The sequence below is a fragment of the Sorangium sp. KYC3313 genome (assembly GCF_052075895.1).
In the GTDB taxonomy this organism is placed as follows: Bacteria; Myxococcota_A; Polyangia; order Polyangiales; family Polyangiaceae; genus Sorangium; species Sorangium cellulosum_B.
This window is the reverse complement of the sequence record NZ_CP197255.1, coordinates 8,496,263-8,515,366: the sequence shown is the minus strand read 5'-3', so window position 1 is coordinate 8,515,366 and position 19,104 is coordinate 8,496,263. Positions and strand designations below refer to the sequence as shown.

Genomic DNA, 19,104 nt, shown 5'->3' with positions numbered 1-19,104 from the left:
GTCGCAGCTCAACCTGGGTGGGGTCGCGGCCGCGGCTGCTTGACACAGGGCGCACGTCCCTGTAACGAAAATGAAAATGATTTTCAGTATCGACGCTGCCCCTTCGTTTGCTCGACGCGAGCTCGCGGGAGTCGCCGCGTGCGCGTACGCCTCCGACGCGTTTCCCGACCTCGGGCTCCACGACGAGGAAGCGCGCCAGCTCGCCCGCGTGCTCGAGGTCGAGCGCGCTGGCTTCACGGAACAGGAGCTCCGCCCCCTCGCGACCCGCACGCGGCTGGTCGACGACGTCGTGGACGACTTCTTCCGCCGTCACCCGGACGGGCTGGCCATCGGGCTCTTCTCCGGGCCGTGCACCCGGTTCTCGCGCGTCGACAACGGGCAGCTCCACTGGATCGACATCGACGTTCCCCGCGTGGTCGCGTGGAAGTCCCGGCGCGCCCCGCAGACGCCACGGTACGCGCTGGCCACGGCGTCCCCCGGCTGCGATCGCTGGATCGATCAGCTCGCCGACGCGCAGGACTGGCCCACGTTGATCCTCGGCCTCGGCCTCTTCTCCCACCTCGGCCCCGAGCGGATCGGCGCCTTCTTGACCCAGGTCTCCCTGCGCCTCGCCAAGGACGTGGAGCTCCTGCTCGACGCGAGCCCGTGCCTCCAGCTCCGTCCCACCGCGGCGAGGGGCGCGCGTCACGTGGAGCTCCACCGAGAGGGAGGCGTCGTCGAGACGTTTCCATGGCTGCGCGTCCTCGGCGATAGCGACTATCCCGAGCCGCTCGGCGCCCGCTTCCGGACCACGAATGGACTCGCGCGCTTCTTCCGCAAAGCGCAGTTCCCGATCCTCCGCCACCTCCGGCGCGTGTGAGCCCCCGATGGCACCGTCGGGTACACCTCCATCACAAGGAACAGCAAGACCCATGAACAAGGACAGAGACGCTCGATGAACATCCAGGACTACGTTGACGCACCGGCGCCCTGCGGCGCCGCGCTCCACCATCGCGACGCGCGCGCGTCCCTGGGGAGGGCCCGGGCATGAGCCGTTACACCGGACCTCGCGTCAAGGTCATGCGCGCGCTCGGGGTCGAGCTCCCCGGGCTGTCGGCCAAGAAGACGGAGCGGAGGCCTTACCCCCCTGGGCAGCACGGACAGGCCCGCAAGAAGCTCAGCGAGTTCGCCCTGCGGCTCCGCGAGAAGCAGAAGGTCAGGCTCAACTACGGCCTCACCGACACGCAGCTGAAGACGCTCATGCTCGAGGCGCGCAGGAGCGATCTCGCCGCCGGGACGAAGCTCATCGAGCTGCTCGAGCGGCGGCTCGACAACGTCATCTTCCGCGCGGGCTTCGCGCGCACCATCCCGGCCGCGCGACAGCTGGTGGCGCACGGGCACGTGCTCATCAACGGAAAACGCGTCGATATCCCGTCCTACCGCGTCACCACCGGAGAGACGGTGAGCGTGAGCGAGAAGCGCCGTGACCACCGGACCGTCGTGGAGGGCCTCGCGAGGACGGACATGGAAGCCCCCACGTGGCTCGCGGTCGACAAGGACGCCCGGCAGGCGCGCGTGGCCGCGCTGCCGGACGAGACGAGCATCCCGTTCCCCATCGCGGTTCAGCTCATCATCGAGTACTACTCGCAGCGCCTGTGACGAGGACCAGGGCTCGCCGCGCCGGCGAGCCCGCCTCCCTCGACGCGGGGCGGTCGCGACGAGCGCCCACCTTCCTGGGAGCGTCCGCGAGGCGAGCCGCGCTCGCCGGACGCGGAATGTCCGTGGCGTTCGCCGGCGTCGGCCCTCTCCCACGCGGTCAGCGCGTGGTGGCGCCGAGCCGGCTGCGTCCCGGGGTGACGCGCCCGCGAGCACGCGCCTTGCCGTGCGGGAGCGGAGCGCCTCCGCGCGCGCCCGCCGCGCCGCGCGGAGCCGGACGCGCTGCCCGCGGGGCGAGGAACACCATGGCCAGCCTGAGCACGGAGAGCACACCCCGGGAGCGCCTGGATCGCGCGATAAGCGTCCTCGGCCGGGTACGGATGTACTGGCGCGGAGCGGCCGCGATGATGGCCGTCGGACTCGCGATCTCCCTCGCCCTGGCGCTCGCCACGAAGCGGGTGTGGCGGAGCGAGGCCACGATCCTCTACCGCGACACCATCCAGACCGGCCGCGATCCCCAGAGCAGCACCGCGCGCGCGGCGCGCCTCGGGTCGAAGCTCAAGGACGCGCTCACCGCGCGCGGGACGCTCGCCGGCGTCGTCGAGGCGTTCGGGCTCTACCCGGAGAAGACCGCCCGCTCGATGGTCGAGGCCGTCGAGGAGATGAAGACCCACGTCGGCTTCCGCGCGCAGAGCAGCGATACGTACGTCGTCTCGTTCACCCACGACGATCCGCACGTGGCGCAGCAGGTCGCCGCCCGCCTCACGCAGATCCTGCTCGACGACTACCGCCGCGACAGCCTCGGCACGGCGACGATGACCCGCGATTTCCTGCGGAAAGAGCTCGCCGAGGCCAGCTCCAAGGTCGACGCGGCGAGCCGCGCGCTGGCGACGTTCCTCGCCAGGAATCCGCAGTTCCAGTGGGGGCTCAACGACTCTCCGTATGCGCCGGCGCCCCAGCCGCTCGGCCCGCCCGGCGTGCCCGCGGCTGGAGCGCGCGCTCTGTCGTCAGCGCAGCCTGCTCGCCCGGTCGACCCGCAGCTCGCGGCGCTCGAGCGGCAGCTCGCGCGGGTCGAGGCGCTGCTCGGGGCCGGGCGCTCGCCGGCGGCGGCGCCGGGGCAGCCGCTGCCCCAGAGCGTCGTCGAGGCGCAGCGGGCCCGCACCGCCGCCGTCGCCGCGGTCGCGGCAGCCGAGGCGGCGCTCGCCGAGAAGCTCACGACCGTGACCCCGATCCACCCGGACGCCGTTGCCGCGAAGCGCCGCGTCGAGGCGGCGAAGGGCCAGCTCACCGCGGCCGAGAGCGCGCTCGGGCTCGTGCGCGCGGGCGTCACCGAGGCGTCGATCGGCGAGGCGCGCGAGGCGCGCGAGGCGCGCGAGGCGCGCGCGCTCACGCCGTCGCGGCGCGCGGCGCTCGCGGCGGAGCGGACCGCGCTCCTCCGGCAGATCGCGGGCCTGCGCGCGCGCGCAGGAGGCGGCAGGGCGCCGGCGAGCGAGGCGCCGCGCGCGCCGGCGGAGAGCGCGGCCAGGGGCGAGGCGCCGCGCGCGCCGCCGTGGACGGCCGACGGGGGCGCCGAGGAGCGCGTGATCGAGCTCGAGACCGAGTGGCACCGGCTCCGCCTCGATCTGGAGCGGGCGCGCGAGTACCTGAAGGCCGTTCAGGCCAACGAGCGGGCCGCCGACCTGTCCGCGGACGCCGCCGAGAACAAGAGTGAGACCGAGCTCGATGTCCTCGACCAGGCCTACCTGCCGAGCCGCCCTGACCGGGGGCGGGGCCGCGTCTTCTTCGCGGGCGCCGCGGTGACGTTCTTCTTCGCGCTCGGCGTCGCCGGGGCCCGGGTGCTGCTCAACGACACGCTCTACGACGGCGGCGACATCCACGCGCTCGGCGGCCCGGCCCTGCTGGCCGCGATGCCGGAGCTCCCGGCGCGCCCGCCGCTCCGCGAGCGCACGATCGTGCCCGCGTACTACGCAGAGCCGCCCGGCGAGCCGGGGTACGGCGCAGAGCCGCCCGGCGGGCCCGGGTACGGCACGGAGCCGCCCGGCGCGGCCAGGCCCGGCACGGAGCCGCCCGGCGCGCCGGAAGAGGCCGCTCCGGACGGCGCCGCCCCGGAGGACACGCTCCGGGACGGCCTCGACCTCGGTGACTGCGAGGTGGTCGACCGGTCATCCTGGAGCGCGCCCGAGGCGCCGCTCGCCCGCGTGGGCGTTCGTTCGTTCGCGCGCGCCGGCAGCCCCGCGCTCGACGGGCCCGAGGTGGTGATCATCGGCGCGGACCTCGATCCCGAGGGGCACGGCGTGTTCGAGCTGCTCCGGGGCGCGCCCGCGCCCGCGCTCGCGGCGCTCCGGGTCCTCCGGCACCGGCTCGATCAGCGGCGGGCGGGCGAGCCGCTCGTGGTCGCGGTGGTGAGCCCCGGCCGGGCCGAGGGCAAGACCGCGCTCGCGATCCGCCTCGCGATGACGCTCGCCGAGGCCGAGCGCGCCCGGGTGCTGCTCGTCGACGGCCACCTCGCGTGCCCCCGCGTCGCGGCGACGCTCGGCCTGCGGCTGCCCGCGCATGCGAGCTTCTCGGAGCAGCTCCGGCGGCGGATGGCCGGCGAGATCCGCCCGCTCGGCGTCATCGCCGTCAGCCAGTCGCTCTCGGTGCTCGCGGAGCCATCGTTCGAGGCGAGCTACCCCGCGGCGCTCCACTCGGTCCACTTCGAGGCCGCGATGCGCACGCTGCGGCGCTACCACGATTACGTCGTCATCGACGGCCCTCCGGTCCTTGGCTCGGGCGACGCCAACGTCATCGAGGACGCCTCCGACGGCATCGTTCTCGTCGCGCGCGCCTCGCTGACCCGGGCGTCGTCGCTGACGAGGGCCGCCGAGCAGCTCGGCGATCGCCGCATCCTCGGGGTGGTCCTGAACGACGTCGCGCCGAGGCCCGTCGCCAGGAAGCGGATCTGCATCGACGGTGCGCCAGCCGGGCAGTCCGTCTGAGGAGAGACGAGTAGACGCCGAGAGGCACGCAGGGAAAGAAGCGCCGGAGGAGCAGCGGTGGTGCGCTGGCGCTCGTGCCTATTTCAATCCACTCTCTGTCGGTTCTTCAATGCTCCCGCCGCATCCTCGCGGTCAGAACGTGATTTTTACCGCGTCCGACGACCTGTTCGCCGTGCCGTGGTGGACGACCTCGATGTTGTTCCCATCCGGGTCGAGCACGAACGCCGCGTAGTAGCCGGGGTGGTACGGGCGCTCGCCCGGAGCGCCGTTGTCCTTGCCGCCCGCGGCGACCGCGGCGGCGTGGAACCGATCGACCGTCGCGCGGTCGCTCGCCTGGAACGCGAGGTGCGTCCGGCCGGTGGTCACGCCGGCCGCGGACGGCGAGTCCACGCTCGAGATGAAGAGCTCGTCGGCCCAGAAGTAATCGTCGGCCTCGCCTGCGATCGGGATCCCGATCGTCTCGAAGACGGCCCCATAGAACTTCTTGCTCGCCGCGAGGTCAGCCACGACGAGCTGAACATGATCGATGAGGCGCCCGCGATAGATCTCTTGAGTTTCCATCGCCTCGGGATACCGCACTTCGCCTGTGGCGCAAGCAGACTCATTCGAGCTCATCTGCTCGCGGGCTGCGCGCGGCGCGGTGCTAGCGCCGCGCGCCTGGGCCTTCAGCCGATCTTGAAGTTGATCGATTTCGGCCGCGTCAGGTGCAGGAACCCGAGCGTCGAGAGCGTCGCGCCCTTGCCGCTGTTCTTCGCGCCCGTCCACGGGAGCGCCGGATCCAGGGTGTCACACTGGTTCATGTAGACCGTGCCGACGTCGAGCTCGCGCGCGAGCCGCGCGGCGCGCTCGCGGTCGCGCGTCCAGATCGACGCGGTGAGCCCGAGATCGCTGTCGTTCATCAGCGCGAGCGCCTCCTCGTCGGACGAGACCGGCACGATGGGCAGCACCGGCCCGAACGACTCGATGCGCATCACGTCGAGATCGGGCGCCGTGTCCACGAGGAGCGTCGGCTCGAAGAAGCGCCCGCGGCCGTCGACCTGGGTCGCGCGACCGCCGCAGAGCGCCTTCGCCCCCCGGGAGAGCGCCTGCTTCACCTGCGCCTCCAGGAACGCCGGCGCGTGAGGCTGCGCCATCGGACCCAGGTTCGTCCGCTCGTCGGTCGGATCGCCGAGGACGTAACGCTTCATCAGCTCCAGCGCGGCCTCCACGAACTTCGGATAGAGGTCGCGGTGCACATACGCGCGCTCGACAGCGCAGCAGCTCTGTCCGGCGTTGTAACAGGCGCCGTCGACGATCCCGTCCACGGCCTTCTCCAGGTCCGCGTCGGCCGCGACGTAGGCGCCGTCCTTCCCGCCGAGCTCGAGGCCAGCGTCGACGGCCACCTTCTTCGATGTGGCCGCATAGATCCGGCGTCCGCCTTCGACGGAACCGGTGAAACCGACGAAGTTGACCCGCGGGTCCGACGCGATGCGCTCCGACGTGGCGTGGTCGCAGTGGAAGGCCTGGACGAGGCCGGGCGGCGCGCCGGCCTCCGCGAATGCCGTCGCGAAGTGCTCTCCGCAGAGCGGCGAGCGCGGCGAGTGCTTGAGCAGCACCACATTGCCCGAGAGCACCGCGGGGATGACCACGTTCACGGCGGTGAGGAGCGGATAATTCCAGGCGGGGAGATTGAAGACCACACCGAGCGGAGCGCGCACGATCCGCCGCTCGAGCCCGGGGAGCTCCGGCAGGATGACCTCGGCGAGCGCGCCCTCGGCGATCGAGATCATGTGCCGGGCTCGCTTGGCCATCCCCGCGACTTCATTGCGGGATTGGCGCAGGGGCTTGCCCATCATGCGGGTGATGTCGGCGGCGATCGACGGGGTGTTGGCCTCGATGTGCTCGACCGCGCGCTGGCACAGGGCGGCGCGCTCGGCGACGGATGTGCGCGAGAAGCGGCGCGCGGCGGCGGTCGCGGTGTCGAGGAGCCGGTCGGCTGCCGCCTCGTCTGCAAGAGGCCGGCGGACGGCTTCCTCGAGGGTATACGGGTTGTCGATCACGAGGTCGGACATGGCGGGGAGATTAACCCAGTTCCCTGGGGGGCCAAGCGTCGTCTAGACTCGGGGCGAATGCGCGCCACCGCGGCAGGTCTGTCCGACGTCGGCAGGGAGCGGGTCCACAACGAGGACCGATACATCCTCCTCCCCGAGTTCAACGTCTACGTCGTCGCGGATGGCATGGGCGGGCACGAGGCCGGCGAGGTCGCGAGCCGGATCGCCGCGAGCGCCATCGCCGGCTACTTCCGCGAGGCGAACGGCAAGCGGCGCAAGGCGTCGACCGGCGACAGGCTGCGCGCCGCCGTGACGTACGCGAACGCGCGCATCTTCGCGCACGCCGACGACTCGCGGTTCTACCGCGGGATGGGGACCACGGTCGTCGCCGCGGCGTTCTCGCCGCGGGAGCGGAAGTTCTACGTCGCCCACGCCGGCGACAGCCGCTGCTACCTCCTCCGCAACGGCGATATCTCGCAGCTGACCCGCGACCACTCGCTCATCGCGGACGCGCTCCTCGAGCGGCCCGACCTCACCGAGCGCGACCTCGCCTACCTGCCCCGCAACGTGATCACGCGGGCGCTCGGCATCGGCCCCAGCGTCGACATCGACCTGCGCGCGGAGCGCGTCGAGGCGGGCGACGTGTTCCTCCTCTGCTCCGACGGCCTCCACGGGCTCGTGGACGATCGCGAGATCGCGCGCATCGTCGAGGACAACGCCGTGCTCGCCGACGCGTGCGGCAAGCTCATCGATTGCGCCAACGAGAACGGTGGCCGCGACAACATCACCGCCGTGCTCATCCGGATCGAGGAGACGGCGTCGGCGTCGTGGAGCCAGCGCCAGGGCGTCAGGAGCCGCAGCGCGCGGTAGCGGGCTTCAGGCCGAAGCAGGGGAGGGATCCCGGCGGAGCGCGGCGCGCCGGCCGCCGCGCTCAGAGCACGCCGGCGTGCGCGCGATCGAGCAGGCCGTCCATCACCTCGAGCAGCCGCCGGTTGCCGTCCTGGGAGTAGCCCGCGAGCTTCTCTTCACAGGCCGGGATGGCCTTCACGAAATCCGCGACGACGGCCGGGTCGTCGAGCGAATCGGCGCCGCGGCCGAACCCCTCGCGCTCGAGGTAGCGGGCGTTGAGCACCTGCTCGAACTGGCGGCCGAGGGGGACGGCGAGCATCGGCTTGCGCAGGTAGACCGCCTCCCCCATCAGCGTGAACCCGCCGCCGGCGATGACGGCGCGGCACGAGGCGAGGTCGTCGATGAAGCCCTCCTCGCTGAAGGGGCGGTAGCGGAGGTTGCCCTCGACCTGCTCCTCCGTGATGTTCCGGCGCATCCCGTAGATGCGGCACTCGAGCCCGGTCTTCGCGAGCGTCGCCGACAGCGCGTCGTTCCCCTCGGCGGTCTGGTAGACGAGCAGGTGCTCGCCGGGGCGGCGGTTCGCGGCGATGATCTCGGGGCGGAGGATCGGCGGGACCAGCGTCGTCTCCTGCTTGCGGACCGGCGGGCGGAAGAACGTGGCGATGACGTAATGGTTGCAGAACGGCAGCTTGCTCTTCACGAACGCGCGCGTGAGCTGGAAACCCGCCTCGTGGCCGGCGAGGATCTCCGCGTCGTGGGTGCACCGGTTGATGATCTGCATGTTGTCGACCGAGAGGATCGGCAGCCGGTGGAGCTTGGCGTAGAGGTACGTCCACGACTCGAAGTCGCTGACGGTGAGCTCGGGGCGAAAGTCCTTGATGAGCTCGAAGTACGCGGCGATGTTCTTCGGCGTGCCCGTCGCGCCGGAGAGCACGTTGGACCAGAGCGTCTTGCCGCGCCGCACCCGGTTCTCCTCGTAGATCATGTGGAGCCCGTGGATGCGGTTCACCCCCGCGAAGCGCTTGGACAGGAAGTCGGTCGCCCTGCCCGACGCCATGATCTCGAGCTCGTGTCCCTGCGCGAGCAGGTGTTCGATCACGACGCGCGAGCGCATGGCGTGCCCCATCCCTTCGCCGACGACGCCATAGAGGATCTTCATGACGCGCGAGTGTAGCGAGGGCTCTGGGGCGTTCGGAAGGAAACGGCGGCGCCGCCGCGCGGGCGGCGAGGGCGGCGGCCGAGCGCAGGCGGCGCCGCGGCGCGGGCGGCGGGCATGACGCCCCGCCGCCGGATCTGGAGCGAGCTGCTGCCGCTCGAGGTGGTGCGGGCGCCCGGGACGCTCGCGCTGCTGCGGCGGTATGCGCTGGAGCTCTCGATCGCGGTGCGGCCGGAGACCGCAGCGGGGCTGCCGGATCTCGCGGCGGCGTGCGCGGACGCGGGGGTGGCGGTCGCGGTGTGGCCGATGATCGCGGACGAGGACGGGCGCTGGGCGAGCGCCGGCAATGCGGCGGCGTTCGGCGCGTTCGTCGCGCGGCTGCTGGACGCGCTCGACGCGCGGCGCCTGCCCGCGGCGGAGGTCGTGTTCGATCTCGAGCCGCCGATCGAGGCGGTGCGGCGGGCGCTCGCGGGGGGGCGCGGCGCGCTCGATCTGCTCGGCGGTGGGCCGCGGGGAGCCCGGGGGAGCCCGCGGTGGAGCGATGCGCAGCGCGCGTACGCGGAGCTGGCGGGCGCGGTGCACGCGCGCGGGGCGGCGACCTCGGCCGCGATCGTGCCGCTCGTCTTGGCCGACGGGCGCGACGGGCCGGAACGCGGCTGGGAGCGGCAGCTCGGGACGCCCGTGTCCGCGCCGCCGTGGGGGCGCGTCGGCGCGATGCTGTACACGTCGCTGTTCGAGGGGTATTCGCGCGGCGCGCTCGGCCGGGAGGACGCGCTCGCGCTGCTCGCCTGGGGGTGCCACGCCGCCGCCCGGCGGTTCGGTCCGAGGGCGGCCGCCTCGCTGGGCGCCGTGGGCAAAGGCGCGCTCGGCGACGAGCCGGTCTACCGCTCGGTCGCCGAGCTCCGCGAGGACGTGGCCGCCGCGGTGGCGGCCGGGGTCTCGGATCTCTCACTGTTCGACCTCGGCGGGGTGCTGGCGCGGCCGCCGGCCGAGGCCTGGCTCGAGGCGTTTGTCGCGCCGCCGGAGGCGCGCTCACCCCCGGATACGCTGCGGGCGCGCGGCGTGATCGCGGCCGCCGCGCTCGTGGGCCGGGCGGCCGGCTGCGCTCGCCGGCTCACCTCGCCGTGACGGCGATCACCCGTGGTGGGACTTGCCCTGGCCGCGGTAGCGCTTCCAGTGATGTCGCTTGTTCTTGTTCTTCGGCCTGCTGTTGCCGGACAGGCCGATAGACGTCTTCTTCGTGTGCGTTGACATGAACCCGTCATGGCGCCGGCACGGGGCGGGCGACAGGGGTCACGAACGCCGGCGCCGCTCGGGCCGGACCGCCGGGCTGAGGAGGCGACAACTTCTCTGTTGGTCAGGGCGGGGCGCTCCTGGCGGCTCGCCGGTTCGTCCCCATCGCCGGGAAGCTCAGGCGCCTTCGCGATCGGGCGCTCTCGCGACGGGCGGCTCCGCTGCGCTGACCGCCGCGGCCGCCTGCAGGATCGGCGCCGCCTCGGCGGCGCCCGCGGAGGCATGCCGGATGCGCCGTTTCGCCTGCACCATGTGCACGATCTGGTCGAGGATCACGGCGACGAGGATCACGCCGCCGATGATGATGAAGGTCCAGTTCGGGTCCAGGCGCCAGATGCGTTGAATGCGGTCAGCGTCCTGGTACGGCAGCTGAAACATGTTGATGCCGTTGTCGATGACGCGCATCACCGCGGAGCCGATGATGATGCCGAGCACCGTGCCTTCACCCCCGCGGAGCGAGCAGCCGCCGAGCACGGCCGCGGCGATCGCGTACATCTCGTACGCGATGCCGACCTGCTGCGACATCTGTCCGATGTACGACGCGTAACAGACGCCGGCCACGCCGCCGAGGCCCGCCGAGATCACATAGGTAGACGTCTCCACCCGCTTCACGTTGATGCCGGAGTACTCGGCCGCGTCGCGGTTGCCGCCAATCGCGTAAACGTAACGGCCGAACACCGTGAAGTGCAGCGCGTAGGCCGCCACGCCGCTCACGGCGAGGAACATCAGCAGCGGATACGGGACGAGCGCGTCGCTCCCGCTCTTGAGCAGCCCGCCGTTCGCGAGGGTGAGCAGCGGCGAGCCACCGAGGCTCAGCGTGCCCCCCCCGGCGATGGTCTGCGAGACGCCGCGCAAGAACAGCATGCCGCCGAGCGTGACGATGAACGGCTGCAGCTTGAGCCGCGTGATCAACAAGCCCTGGCCGAGGCCGAACAGCAGCGCCACGCCGAGCGCCACAGGAATGCCGATCCACAACGGGTAACCCAGGCCGCCGAGCTGGGTCGACGAGAGCTTGGCGATGAGGACGCCCGTCAGGCCGATCACGGACCCGATCGACAGATCGATGCCGCCGGCGATGATGACGAACCCGATGCCGATCGCGAAGATCCCGAGCATCGAGATCTGCCGCAGGGTGTTGATCGAGTTCGACTGCCCGAGAAAATCCGGGTTCGAGATGTAGAGGCCCAGACACATCACGACGAGCGCGATGGTCATCCCAAGCTCGCGCCTCACGACAGATCCTCCTTGTCGGCGTGGCCCGTCATCAAGGTCGCGATCCGCTCCTGGCTGAGCCGTTCCCGCGGCAATATGCCCTTGATGCGCCGCTCGTGCATGACGGCGACGCGATCGCTCATTCCGATGATCTCTTCCATGTCCGAGCTGACCATCAAGATCGTGATGCCCTCATCCGCGAGGGCGGCCATGTGGCGGTAGATCTCGGCCTTGGCGCCGACGTCGACGCCCCGCGTCGGCTCGTCCAGGATGAGCACGCGCGGGTTCATGGCCAGCCATTTCCCGAGCACCACCTTCTGCTGGTTTCCGCCGGAGAGGTTCACGACGGGCTGACGGATGCCGGGCGTCTTCGTCCTCAAGCGCTCCACCTCCGACTCGGCGACCCGGCGCTCCGTCTCCCTGTTCAGGAAGCCCCAGCGGCTGTAGTTGCCGATGTCGGGCAGGGAGGTGTTCTCTGCGACGCTGAGCGGCAGCACGAGGCCGTGGCGCTTGCGATCCTCCGGCGCCAGGTAGACGCCGCGGTCGATGGCGTCCCTGGGCTTTCGGGGAGCAAACTCCTTGCCTTCGAGCGTCATGCGCCCCCCGAGCGCCTTCGTCACCCCGAAGATCGTCTGCATGAGCTCCGTGCGGCCCGAGCCGACCAGGCCGGCGAAGCCGAGGATCTCCCCGCGTCCGGCCGAAAACGAGATCTGCGCGGGCGCGCCGGGCACGACGAGCCCTTCGACCACCAGCACGGGCTCGGTCGATTTGCGGGGCCGTTTCTCCGGGAAGTAGTGCGCGCTGAGCTCGCGGCCCACCATCATGGCGACGATCCGTTCGCGCGTCGCTCCCGCGCGCGTGAGGTCCCCGACGTGGCGGCCGTCGCGCAGGACCGTCACCCGGTCCGCCAGCATCATGACCTCGTCCATGCGGTGCGAGATGTAGACGACGCCGATGCCGTCCGCCCGGAGCTTGCGGATGATCCCGAAGAGGTGCTCGGACTCACCGCTCGTGAGCGACGAAGTCGGCTCGTCCATGATGAGGATGCGCGCGCTCAGGGCGAGCGCCTTGGCGATCTCGACCATCTGCATCTGACCGGCGGTCAACGCGGACACCGGGGTCGAGGGCGGGAGCCGCAAGCCCACGCGCAGGAGCAGCTCTCTGGCGCGGGCGGCCATGTCGCCCTTCGGCAGCGGGCGGAGGAGCAGCCCCGTCGCGCCGCCTTCGTTGCCGAGGAAGATGTTGGCCGCGATGTCCAGGTTCGGCGCCAGCATGAGCTCCTGATGGATGAGCGCGATGCCGAGGCGCTTGGCGGCGCGCACGCTCTCGAGCGCGACGCTCTTCCCCTCGATGCGGATCTCGCCTTCGTCGGGCTGCAGGGCGCCCCCGAGGATCTTCATGAGCGTGCTCTTGCCGGCGCCGTTCTCGCCCATGAGGGCGAGCACCTCTCCCGGCTTCAGCGAAAGAGAGACGCCCTGGAGCGCGACCACGCCGGCAAACCGCTTGGTGATCGCGCGCATCGCGAGCAGATCCGGAGAGGACGCCGCCACGCTCACTTCTTCATTTCGGCGAGCTGCTGTTTGAAGGTCGCCACGTTGGTCTTCTCGATCACGTCGATGCCGGTGTCGATGCTCTTGTTGGCCGGGATCTGCGCCTTCGCCGTGTCGGGCTTGACCGAGAGCTCATGCGCCCACTTGCTCGCCAGGTAACCGAACTGAAACGGCTTCTGGACGACCGTGGCCGAGATCGTGCCGTTCTCGATGGCCGTGAGCGTCTCCTCTTCCTCGTCGAACACCGCCGCGAGGACCTTGCCCTTCTTCCCGAGCGCCTCGATGGCCGCGGCGATGGCGGGGCCGTTGTAGGACCACAGGCCCGCGACGAGCTTCAGGTCCGGGTGCGCGTTGATGATGTCCTCCACGTTGGAGCGCGCCTTCGCGCGGTCGGTGTTGTCCTCCCGCTTGTCGACGATCTCGATGTTCTTGCCGGCGATCGCGTCCTGGATGCCCTGCAGGCGCTGCTTCGCGTTGTCCGCGGAGAGCGTGCCGACGAACACGGCCATCTTGCCGCCGTCCGGGAGGAGCTTCACGATATGGGCGCCGAGCGCCTTGCCGGCCTCGTGGTTGTTGGTGCCGATGTAGAGCAGGCGGCTCGACGCCGGGGCGTCCGAGTCGAAGGTGATGAGCTTGCTCTTCTCGGCCACCTTGTTGAGCACCGGGACCTGGTCGGCCGGCGCGATGGCGCTCACGGCGATGGCGTCGTAGCCCTGACTCGAAAGGTTCTCGAGGATCTGGTTCTGCTCCTCCGTGGTGCCGTTCGACGGCATCTTCACGTCGACCTGGACCTTGCTCTCTTGCTCATATTTCCGGACGCCCGCCTGAGCGATCTTCCAGAACTCGGACGCGTTGTTGGTGACGAAGGCGAGCTTGACGATCTTCGGCTTCGCGCCGCCGCCCTCGGCGGGCGCGGCCCCCGTCCCCTCGCTCTTCTCGTTGCACCCCGTCATCGCGAGCAGCGCCAACAGGAAGGGCGCCACGGCCGCCCAACCCTTGCCCCAGGACATCGTCTCTTTCACGGCTGGTCTCCTTGCTGATTGACTTTCAAGAACGTGTTGACATCACGCGTGGCGTCGCCCTTACCCGGCCATTGTCCCCGTGATCTGCCGGAAAGCTGGCGGCGCGTTCTTCCCGCAAGTGCGCCCCGGTGGCTGGGGTCTACCCTCCGCGTCCTGGAGGCCGAACCACTCCTTGGTCTCCACCATCGGAATGGATGTGGAGGACAAAGGACACCCGCAGGAATGCACTGTGAACGTTCACATTTTCGGTGTCAACTACGATCGGCGGGTGCTGTGCGCAGCGTGTGATAGGTTGGTGCGGTTCCAACGTATTTGTCTTGCGACATTGGCTTGAGCGCGCGGAGCTGCCTGTGAATCGAAGCGAGCGGTGGGTCGTCGACGCGACCCGGGTGATGTCCGCCCCAGCGGCGCGTGCCCGGACGGGGGTCGCGCTCGGCGTGGTGCTCGCGGCCGCGGCGTGCGGTCAGGAGGGCGGCGACCGCGATGCGATCGCGGGGAGCGGCGGGTGGGGGACGGGCGGCGCGCTCGCGACAGGCGGAGCCTCGGAGACGGGCGCCGGGGTCGGCGGCGCGGAGAGCGCCGCGAGCGGCGGCGCGCCGGGGGACGGCGGAGCGGAGAATACCGCGAGCGGCGGCGCGCCGGGGGACGGCGGAGCGGCCGGGGAGGGCGGTGGCCCGGGCAGCGGCGGCGCGGGCGGAGCGCCCGAACGATGCAGCAGGGCCGCTGCCTGCGGGACGCACAAGTGGGCGTGCTGGCCCATGCCCAACCCGGCGGGCAGCGGCCTGCCCAACCCCGCGAGTTATACCGATGTGGGGGGCGGTGTGGTGCGCGACAACGTCACGTGCCTCGAGTGGCAAGAGACCCCTCCTTCCGAGGCGTACACGTGGGAGCAGGCGATCGGCTATTGCGACGACCTGACGCTCGGCGGGTTCTCCGACTGGCGCCTTCCGACGCGCATCGAGATGACGTCGATCGTCGACTTCACCCGGAGCCCGGCCATCGACAGGGGCGCGTTCCCGGGGGCGCGCGGGGGCTTTCACAAGACGTCGTCCGACTGGATCCTCACCATCCGGCAGGCCGGCGCCGGCGCGGGGCGCGACGATGCCTGGGCCTTCAACCTGAGCGACGGGATCGTCAGCAACGCCTACTCCAAGGCGACCGCGGCGAGCCTGCGCTGCGTGCGAGGCAACGGCGAGGGGGAGGCGCCGAGCAGCCCGGCCGTGGCCCCGCCCGACCAGTACGCCGTCGTGTCGCCCGGTGAGGTGATGGACAGGTACACAGGCCTCGTCTGGCAGCAGGGGTATTCGCCGGCCACGCTCGCCTGGGCCGAGGCGGAGAGCTACTGCGCGACGCTCGATCTCAACGGCCACACGTGGCGCTTGCCCAGCATCCGGGAGCTCGCGACGCTGGTCGACGAGGCGCAGGTGGCGCCGTCGATCAACCGCGCGATGTTCCCCGACACGCAGTACGGCGCCCGCAGCAACGACTGGTACTGGAGCTCCCACGCGGCCGTGGGGAACGCCTCGGCGGCCTGGGCGCTCAACTTCGACGACGGCTTCACCGGGTTCAACGCCGGAGAGAGCGGCAAGTGGAACCATTTCACGGCCGCGTGGGTGAAGTGCGTGCGTTGACGGCGTGGCCGCGGCCGTCGCGCTCCGCCCGGGGAGAGCGCGGCGGCGGCGGCCGGCGCCGCCCCGCCTCGTTTCGATGGCGCGCCGCTGCCGGCGTCGGATAGCGTGGCTCGGGTGAGCCCGAGCACGCCGCCGGCGCGCCCTCGCCTCGCCGCCCACGTGCTCGCGCGGCGCCACCTGGTCGGCGAGGAGGAGCGCGTCATCCTCCACGATGTCCGCACCGGGCAGCTGCTCCAGCTCGGCCCACGGGAGTGGGTCCTGCTCTCCGCGGCCGACGGGACGCGCGACGTCGAGGGCATCGTCATCGCGGCGGCCCGCGAGGGCGCGCACGCGCGTGTGCCCGCGGCGCAGGCGTTCTTCGCGGAGCTCCAAGCCGCGGGGCTGCTGGGAGCGGATGACGCCGGCGAGGACGCGGGGCCCTGGAGTGCCGCGGCGCCCGCGGCGCCCGCGGCATCCACGCCTGATTCGGGGGAGCGCGATCCCCGCGAGCGCCCGCTGGAGGTGCTGCCCGACTTCAGCCTGCACTGCGACGGCCGCGGGAGCTGCTGCCGGATCTACGCCTCGATCCTCTTCGATCCCGAGGAGGCCGCGCGGGCGCGGGCATTGCGGCCCGACGTGCTGAGCGGGGGCGCGCGCCACGAGCGGGTCTTCACGCCGGAGCGCGGGACGTGGCCGTGCGCGGCCTCCGTCGTGGCGATGCGGGACGGCCGGTGCGCCTACCTCGAGGGCGAGGGGCGCTGCTCGCTCCACGCGAAGGGCGGGCCCGAGGCCAAGCCGCTCGGGTGCCGCACCTTCCCGACCAGCTTCGTCGATGACGGCGAGTCGGTGCGCGTCTCGGTCGCCGTGGAGTGCGCCTGTGTGCTTGCCAGCGTGGGCCGCCCCGGCGGCGCGCCGCTGCTCGATCCGCGGCTCGTCACGCGGGGCGATCTGGACGAGCGCATCGATATCGCCCGGCTGCCGGGCCGCGCGCAGGTGGCGCCCGGCGCGACCGCGTCCCGCGCCGAGTTCGTCGCCTGGTCGCGGCGCCTCGCCGCGGCTGCGCCCCCGCCCGACGTCGCCGCGGGCCTCTTCTCGCTCGCCGCCGCGCTCGAGGCCGAGGGCCTCACCGACGCGGCGATCGCGCGCTTCGAGCGGCCCGAACCGCTGGATCCGGCGGCGCTCGCGCCCTGGCTCGCCGCGCTCCACGGCCGCGCGGCGCGGCGGGCGCGTGAGGACGCCGCCTGGCGCAGCGAGCGCGACCTCGCGCGGAGGGCCATGCAGTGGATCGCGGACGCGACCCGGGCGCTCGGCGAGCCCGACCTGCTCGGCGCGCTGCTCCTCGCGCCCGTGCGCGCGCCCGACCGGGAGCGGTTTTATCTCCGCGCGGCCTTGCACGGCCACCGCCTGCTCGGGGCGCTGCCGCTGTCGCACGCGCTCCGCGATCGCGCCGTGCGGCTCGTCGTGGCCCGGGCGTTGCCGGTGGTCGTCGCCGGCGCGGGTGAGGACGACCCGGCCTGCGCCGAGCCGATCGCCCTCGTCGAGGCGGCGCTCCGCGGCCACGGCCTCGACGCGTACGCCGCCGAGGTGGCCGCGGCCGGGTGATCGCGCGCGCCGCGCGCCTCCGTCGAACTCGGAGAGACATCGCCTCCGATCCTGTCGATAATGCGCCCGCGATGAGCCAGCCCCCGCTCGACAACAAGACGGACTTCGCCGCGCATCCACAGCTGCTCGTCGACCGGGACGGCGAGCAGCTGGTCACGATCGTCAAGGCGAGCTTCGAGCTCCAGGACGACGGCAGCCTCGAGCTCGCGCCCCCCGAGCGCACGCGCGGGGTCCGCCTCGCTGACCTGCCCTGGGAGGAGAAGAAGCCCGAGAGCGTCGCATACCCCGCCGACGTCTGCCTGTTCAAGCCGGCGACCGACGTGATCTTCGTGGCCACGGCGTACGCGCCGAACGGCAAGCCCGTGCCGTCCTTCGACGTGCGCGTCGAGGTGGGCCCGCTCAGGAAATCGCTCGTCGTGTTCGGCAAGCGGCTCTGGGTGGACAAGGGCGCCGCCCTCACCGCGCCGGCGCCCATCGAGCAGATCGACATGCGCTACGACCACGCCTGGGGCGGGCGGGACGACGACGATCCCGCGGCGCCCCTCGAGGAGCCGCGCAACCCGATCGGCACGGGCGTCACGCGCGCGCCGGCCTCGCTCACCCACCAGCCGGCGCCGGCCATCGAGGATCCCTCGTACCCGATCCGGACCGCGAAGAGCGCGCCGCCGCCCGCGGGGATCGGGGCCGTCGGCCGGCACTGGGAGCCGCGCCGCGCGTATGCCGGGACGTACGACGCCGCGTGGCGGGAGAACCGCGCGCCGCTGCTACCCGAGGACTTCGACCACCGCTTCAACCTCTGCGCCTCGCCGGGCCTCATCGCGGATCCGCCGCTCGCGGGCGGCGAGCCGGTGCGGGCGCTCAACCTCACGCCCGAGGGGGCGCTCAGCTTCGAGCTCCCGAAGGTGCAGGTCGAGATCGAGTTCCACGTGAAGGACCGCGCGCCTGTCGCCTTCGCGCCCCACCTCGACACCGTGCTCGTCGACCTCTACGCCACCGGCCCGCAGAAGCCGGTGGCCGTCGAGATGGTCTGGCGCGCGCACGTCAAGGCGCCCCGGCGGATGAAGGACGCGCGCGTGATCGTGCGCGAGCGGGGGCGAGCGTGAGGCCCCTCGCCGTCATGGTGGCCGCGGGCGCGGTCACGCCCGTCGGGCTGCGCTCGATCGACACCGCGTTCTCGCACCGCGCCTCGGCCGCCGCGATGCGCGAGTCGCCGCTCGTGGACGGGCAGGGCGAGCCCGTCACAATGTGCTTCCTGCCCACGCTCGATCCGCGGGTCACGGGCGCGGCGCGCGCCGTTCTGCTCGCGGAGCGCGCGCTCGGCGAGGCGCTCGAGAAGCTCGGCCCCGCGGCGCGGGGGCTGCGCATGCAGATGGGCCTGTGCCTCGACGAGCACCTCGGGCAGCGGCCGCCGGGCGGCGAGGCCCCGGCGCAGCGGGTCGCCGCCGAGCTCGCCGCGCGGGCGCAATCGTACGGGGGCGCGCCGGAGATCGCGGTCAAGGTCTCGACGCGCGGCCCCGCCGCGCCGGGGTACTTGCTGCCGGAGCTGTGCGACGCGCTCGCGCGAGGCGCGATCGACGCGGCGCTGCTCGGCGGCGTGCACACCGACTACGATCCCGCGCGCATCGCCGCGCTCGACGCCGCGGGCCGGCTCTTCCGGCCGGACAACCTCGACGCCCTCGTCCCCGGCGAGTGCGCGGCCTTCGTGGTCCTCGTGCGCCCCGACGTCGCGCGGCGCGCGCTCCTTCGTGAGCTCGGGCAGATCGTCGGCCTCTCCACCGCGCACGAGCGGGCCCGCCCGGACAACGACGAGTCCGCGTTCCAGGCCACGGGCCTCACCGCCGCGCTCCGCGCCGCGCTCGCGCCGCTGGCCGAGCGCGGGCTGCGCGCCGGCTGGGTGCTCACCGACATCACCTTCGAGACCTTCCGCCATTTCGAGCTCCAGGCCGCGTCGGTGCGCACGCAGCAGCTCTTCTGCGATCCGCAGCAGCTGGAGTGCCCCGCCCAGCGGATCGGGGCGCTCGGCGCCGCGGCCATGCCGCTGCACCTCGCCATCGCGTCGGAGGCGTTCGCGCGGGGCTTCGCGCCGCACCCGTGCGCGGTCTCCCTCGCCGGGAGCGACGGCGGAGAGCGCGCGGCGATGGTGGTCGTGGCGCCGGGGTGACGGCGA

The 19,104-nt window shown here is 72.3% G+C and carries 15 protein-coding genes; 9 read left to right on the top strand and 6 right to left on the bottom strand.

What is annotated here, in order from left to right; genetic code table 11:
* The first annotated feature begins 76 nt into the window (after positions 1–76).
* From ACSRUE_RS32375 to ACSRUE_RS32365, 3 genes are all read left to right on the top strand, one after another.
* Positions 77–859 (top strand): class I SAM-dependent methyltransferase, encoded by a 783-nt coding sequence (locus ACSRUE_RS32375; RefSeq protein WP_441286962.1) that lies wholly within the window; start codon positions 77–79, stop codon positions 857–859.
* Positions 860–1,026: 167 nt separating this feature from the next.
* Positions 1,027–1,638, top strand: coding sequence for a 30S ribosomal protein S4 (gene rpsD / locus ACSRUE_RS32370; RefSeq protein WP_437552965.1), 612 nt, complete (start codon positions 1,027–1,029; stop codon positions 1,636–1,638).
* Positions 1,639–1,940: 302 nt separating this feature from the next.
* On the top strand, positions 1,941–4,613 hold the full coding sequence (locus tag ACSRUE_RS32365) for a hypothetical protein (RefSeq protein ID WP_441286961.1): 2,673 nt from the start codon (positions 1,941–1,943) through the stop codon (positions 4,611–4,613).
* A gap of 132 nt (positions 4,614–4,745) precedes the next feature.
* Here ACSRUE_RS32365 and ACSRUE_RS32360 read toward each other — a convergent pair whose 3' ends face one another.
* Together ACSRUE_RS32360 and ACSRUE_RS32355 are read right to left on the bottom strand one after the other, a co-directional pair.
* Positions 4,746–5,174, bottom strand: a complete 429-nt coding sequence (locus tag ACSRUE_RS32360; protein WP_441286960.1) for a VOC family protein — start codon at positions 5,172–5,174, stop codon at positions 4,746–4,748.
* Between the two features lie 104 nt (positions 5,175–5,278).
* Positions 5,279–6,664 carry an aldehyde dehydrogenase family protein gene (locus ACSRUE_RS32355; RefSeq protein WP_441286959.1) on the bottom strand — a complete coding sequence of 462 codons (1,386 nt, stop codon included), beginning with the start codon at positions 6,662–6,664 and terminating at the stop codon, positions 5,279–5,281.
* 57 nt (positions 6,665–6,721) lie between these two features.
* On the opposite strand from ACSRUE_RS32355, the gene ACSRUE_RS32350 reads away from it, so the two are divergent.
* Complete coding sequence (locus tag ACSRUE_RS32350) at positions 6,722–7,513, top strand: Stp1/IreP family PP2C-type Ser/Thr phosphatase (RefSeq protein WP_437768074.1); 792 nt, start codon at positions 6,722–6,724, stop codon at positions 7,511–7,513.
* 61 nt (positions 7,514–7,574) lie between these two features.
* On the opposite strand, the gene ACSRUE_RS32345 is transcribed toward ACSRUE_RS32350, so the two are convergent.
* The gene (locus ACSRUE_RS32345; RefSeq protein ID WP_437768073.1) at positions 7,575–8,651 is read right to left on the bottom strand and encodes a glycosyltransferase family protein; all 1,077 of its coding nucleotides are present in this window, start codon (positions 8,649–8,651) and stop codon (positions 7,575–7,577) included.
* 114 nt (positions 8,652–8,765) lie between these two features.
* On the opposite strand from ACSRUE_RS32345, the gene ACSRUE_RS32340 reads away from it, so the two are divergent.
* A complete protein-coding gene (locus ACSRUE_RS32340) occupies positions 8,766–9,776 on the top strand; it encodes a hypothetical protein (protein ID WP_441286958.1) in 1,011 nt (336 codons plus the stop codon).
* 282 nt (positions 9,777–10,058) lie between these two features.
* On the opposite strand, the gene ACSRUE_RS32335 is transcribed toward ACSRUE_RS32340, so the two are convergent.
* The 3 genes from ACSRUE_RS32335 to ACSRUE_RS32325 are packed head-to-tail and all read right to left on the bottom strand — an operon-like array spanning position 10,059 to position 13,725.
* The gene (locus tag ACSRUE_RS32335) at positions 10,059–11,174 is read right to left on the bottom strand and encodes an ABC transporter permease (protein ID WP_441286957.1); all 1,116 of its coding nucleotides are present in this window, start codon (positions 11,172–11,174) and stop codon (positions 10,059–10,061) included.
* Positions 11,171–12,673, bottom strand: a complete 1,503-nt coding sequence (locus ACSRUE_RS32330; protein ID WP_437769845.1) for a sugar ABC transporter ATP-binding protein — start codon at positions 12,671–12,673, stop codon at positions 11,171–11,173. Before ACSRUE_RS32330 ends, ACSRUE_RS32335 begins: the two co-directional genes overlap by 4 nt.
* A gap of 32 nt (positions 12,674–12,705) precedes the next feature.
* Positions 12,706–13,725, bottom strand: coding sequence for a sugar-binding protein (locus tag ACSRUE_RS32325; protein WP_441286956.1), 1,020 nt, complete (start codon positions 13,723–13,725; stop codon positions 12,706–12,708).
* Positions 13,726–14,075: 350 nt separating this feature from the next.
* Between ACSRUE_RS32325 and ACSRUE_RS32320 the strand changes: the two genes are divergently transcribed.
* The 4 genes from ACSRUE_RS32320 (at position 14,076) to ACSRUE_RS32305 (ending at position 19,098) form a co-directional block, all read left to right on the top strand.
* Positions 14,076–15,356 carry a DUF1566 domain-containing protein gene (locus tag ACSRUE_RS32320; RefSeq protein ID WP_441286955.1) on the top strand — a complete coding sequence of 427 codons (1,281 nt, stop codon included), beginning with the start codon at positions 14,076–14,078 and terminating at the stop codon, positions 15,354–15,356.
* A 114-nt stretch (positions 15,357–15,470) separates the two neighbouring features.
* Positions 15,471–16,937 carry a YkgJ family cysteine cluster protein gene (locus ACSRUE_RS32315; protein WP_441286954.1) on the top strand — a complete coding sequence of 489 codons (1,467 nt, stop codon included), beginning with the start codon at positions 15,471–15,473 and terminating at the stop codon, positions 16,935–16,937.
* A gap of 71 nt (positions 16,938–17,008) precedes the next feature.
* Positions 17,009–18,040 (top strand): DUF2169 family type VI secretion system accessory protein, encoded by a 1,032-nt coding sequence (locus ACSRUE_RS32310; protein ID WP_441286953.1) that lies wholly within the window; start codon positions 17,009–17,011, stop codon positions 18,038–18,040.
* Positions 18,037–19,098, top strand: a complete 1,062-nt coding sequence (locus ACSRUE_RS32305) for a beta-ketoacyl synthase N-terminal-like domain-containing protein (RefSeq protein ID WP_441286952.1) — start codon at positions 18,037–18,039, stop codon at positions 19,096–19,098. Before ACSRUE_RS32310 ends, ACSRUE_RS32305 begins: the two co-directional genes overlap by 4 nt.
* Positions 19,099–19,104 lie beyond the last annotated feature (6 nt).

Bases quoted from the DNA above. Each gene is read 5' to 3' on its own strand.
- ACSRUE_RS32375 (WP_441286962.1), top strand. From the start codon at position 77: ATGATTTTCAGTATCGACGCTGCCCCTTCGTTTGCTCGACGCGAGCTC.
- rpsD (WP_437552965.1), top strand. From the start codon at position 1,027: ATGAGCCGTTACACCGGACCTCGCGTCAAGGTCATGCGCGCGCTCGGG.
- ACSRUE_RS32365 (WP_441286961.1), top strand. From the start codon at position 1,941: ATGGCCAGCCTGAGCACGGAGAGCACACCCCGGGAGCGCCTGGATCGC.
- ACSRUE_RS32360 (WP_441286960.1), bottom strand. From the start codon at position 5,174: ATGGAAACTCAAGAGATCTATCGCGGGCGCCTCATCGATCATGTTCAG.
- ACSRUE_RS32355 (WP_441286959.1), bottom strand. From the start codon at position 6,664: ATGTCCGACCTCGTGATCGACAACCCGTATACCCTCGAGGAAGCCGTC.
- ACSRUE_RS32350 (WP_437768074.1), top strand. From the start codon at position 6,722: ATGCGCGCCACCGCGGCAGGTCTGTCCGACGTCGGCAGGGAGCGGGTC.
- ACSRUE_RS32345 (WP_437768073.1), bottom strand. From the start codon at position 8,651: ATGAAGATCCTCTATGGCGTCGTCGGCGAAGGGATGGGGCACGCCATG.
- ACSRUE_RS32340 (WP_441286958.1), top strand. From the start codon at position 8,766: ATGACGCCCCGCCGCCGGATCTGGAGCGAGCTGCTGCCGCTCGAGGTG.
- ACSRUE_RS32330 (WP_437769845.1), bottom strand. From the start codon at position 12,673: ATGCGCGCGATCACCAAGCGGTTTGCCGGCGTGGTCGCGCTCCAGGGC.
- ACSRUE_RS32310 (WP_441286953.1), top strand. From the start codon at position 17,009: ATGAGCCAGCCCCCGCTCGACAACAAGACGGACTTCGCCGCGCATCCA.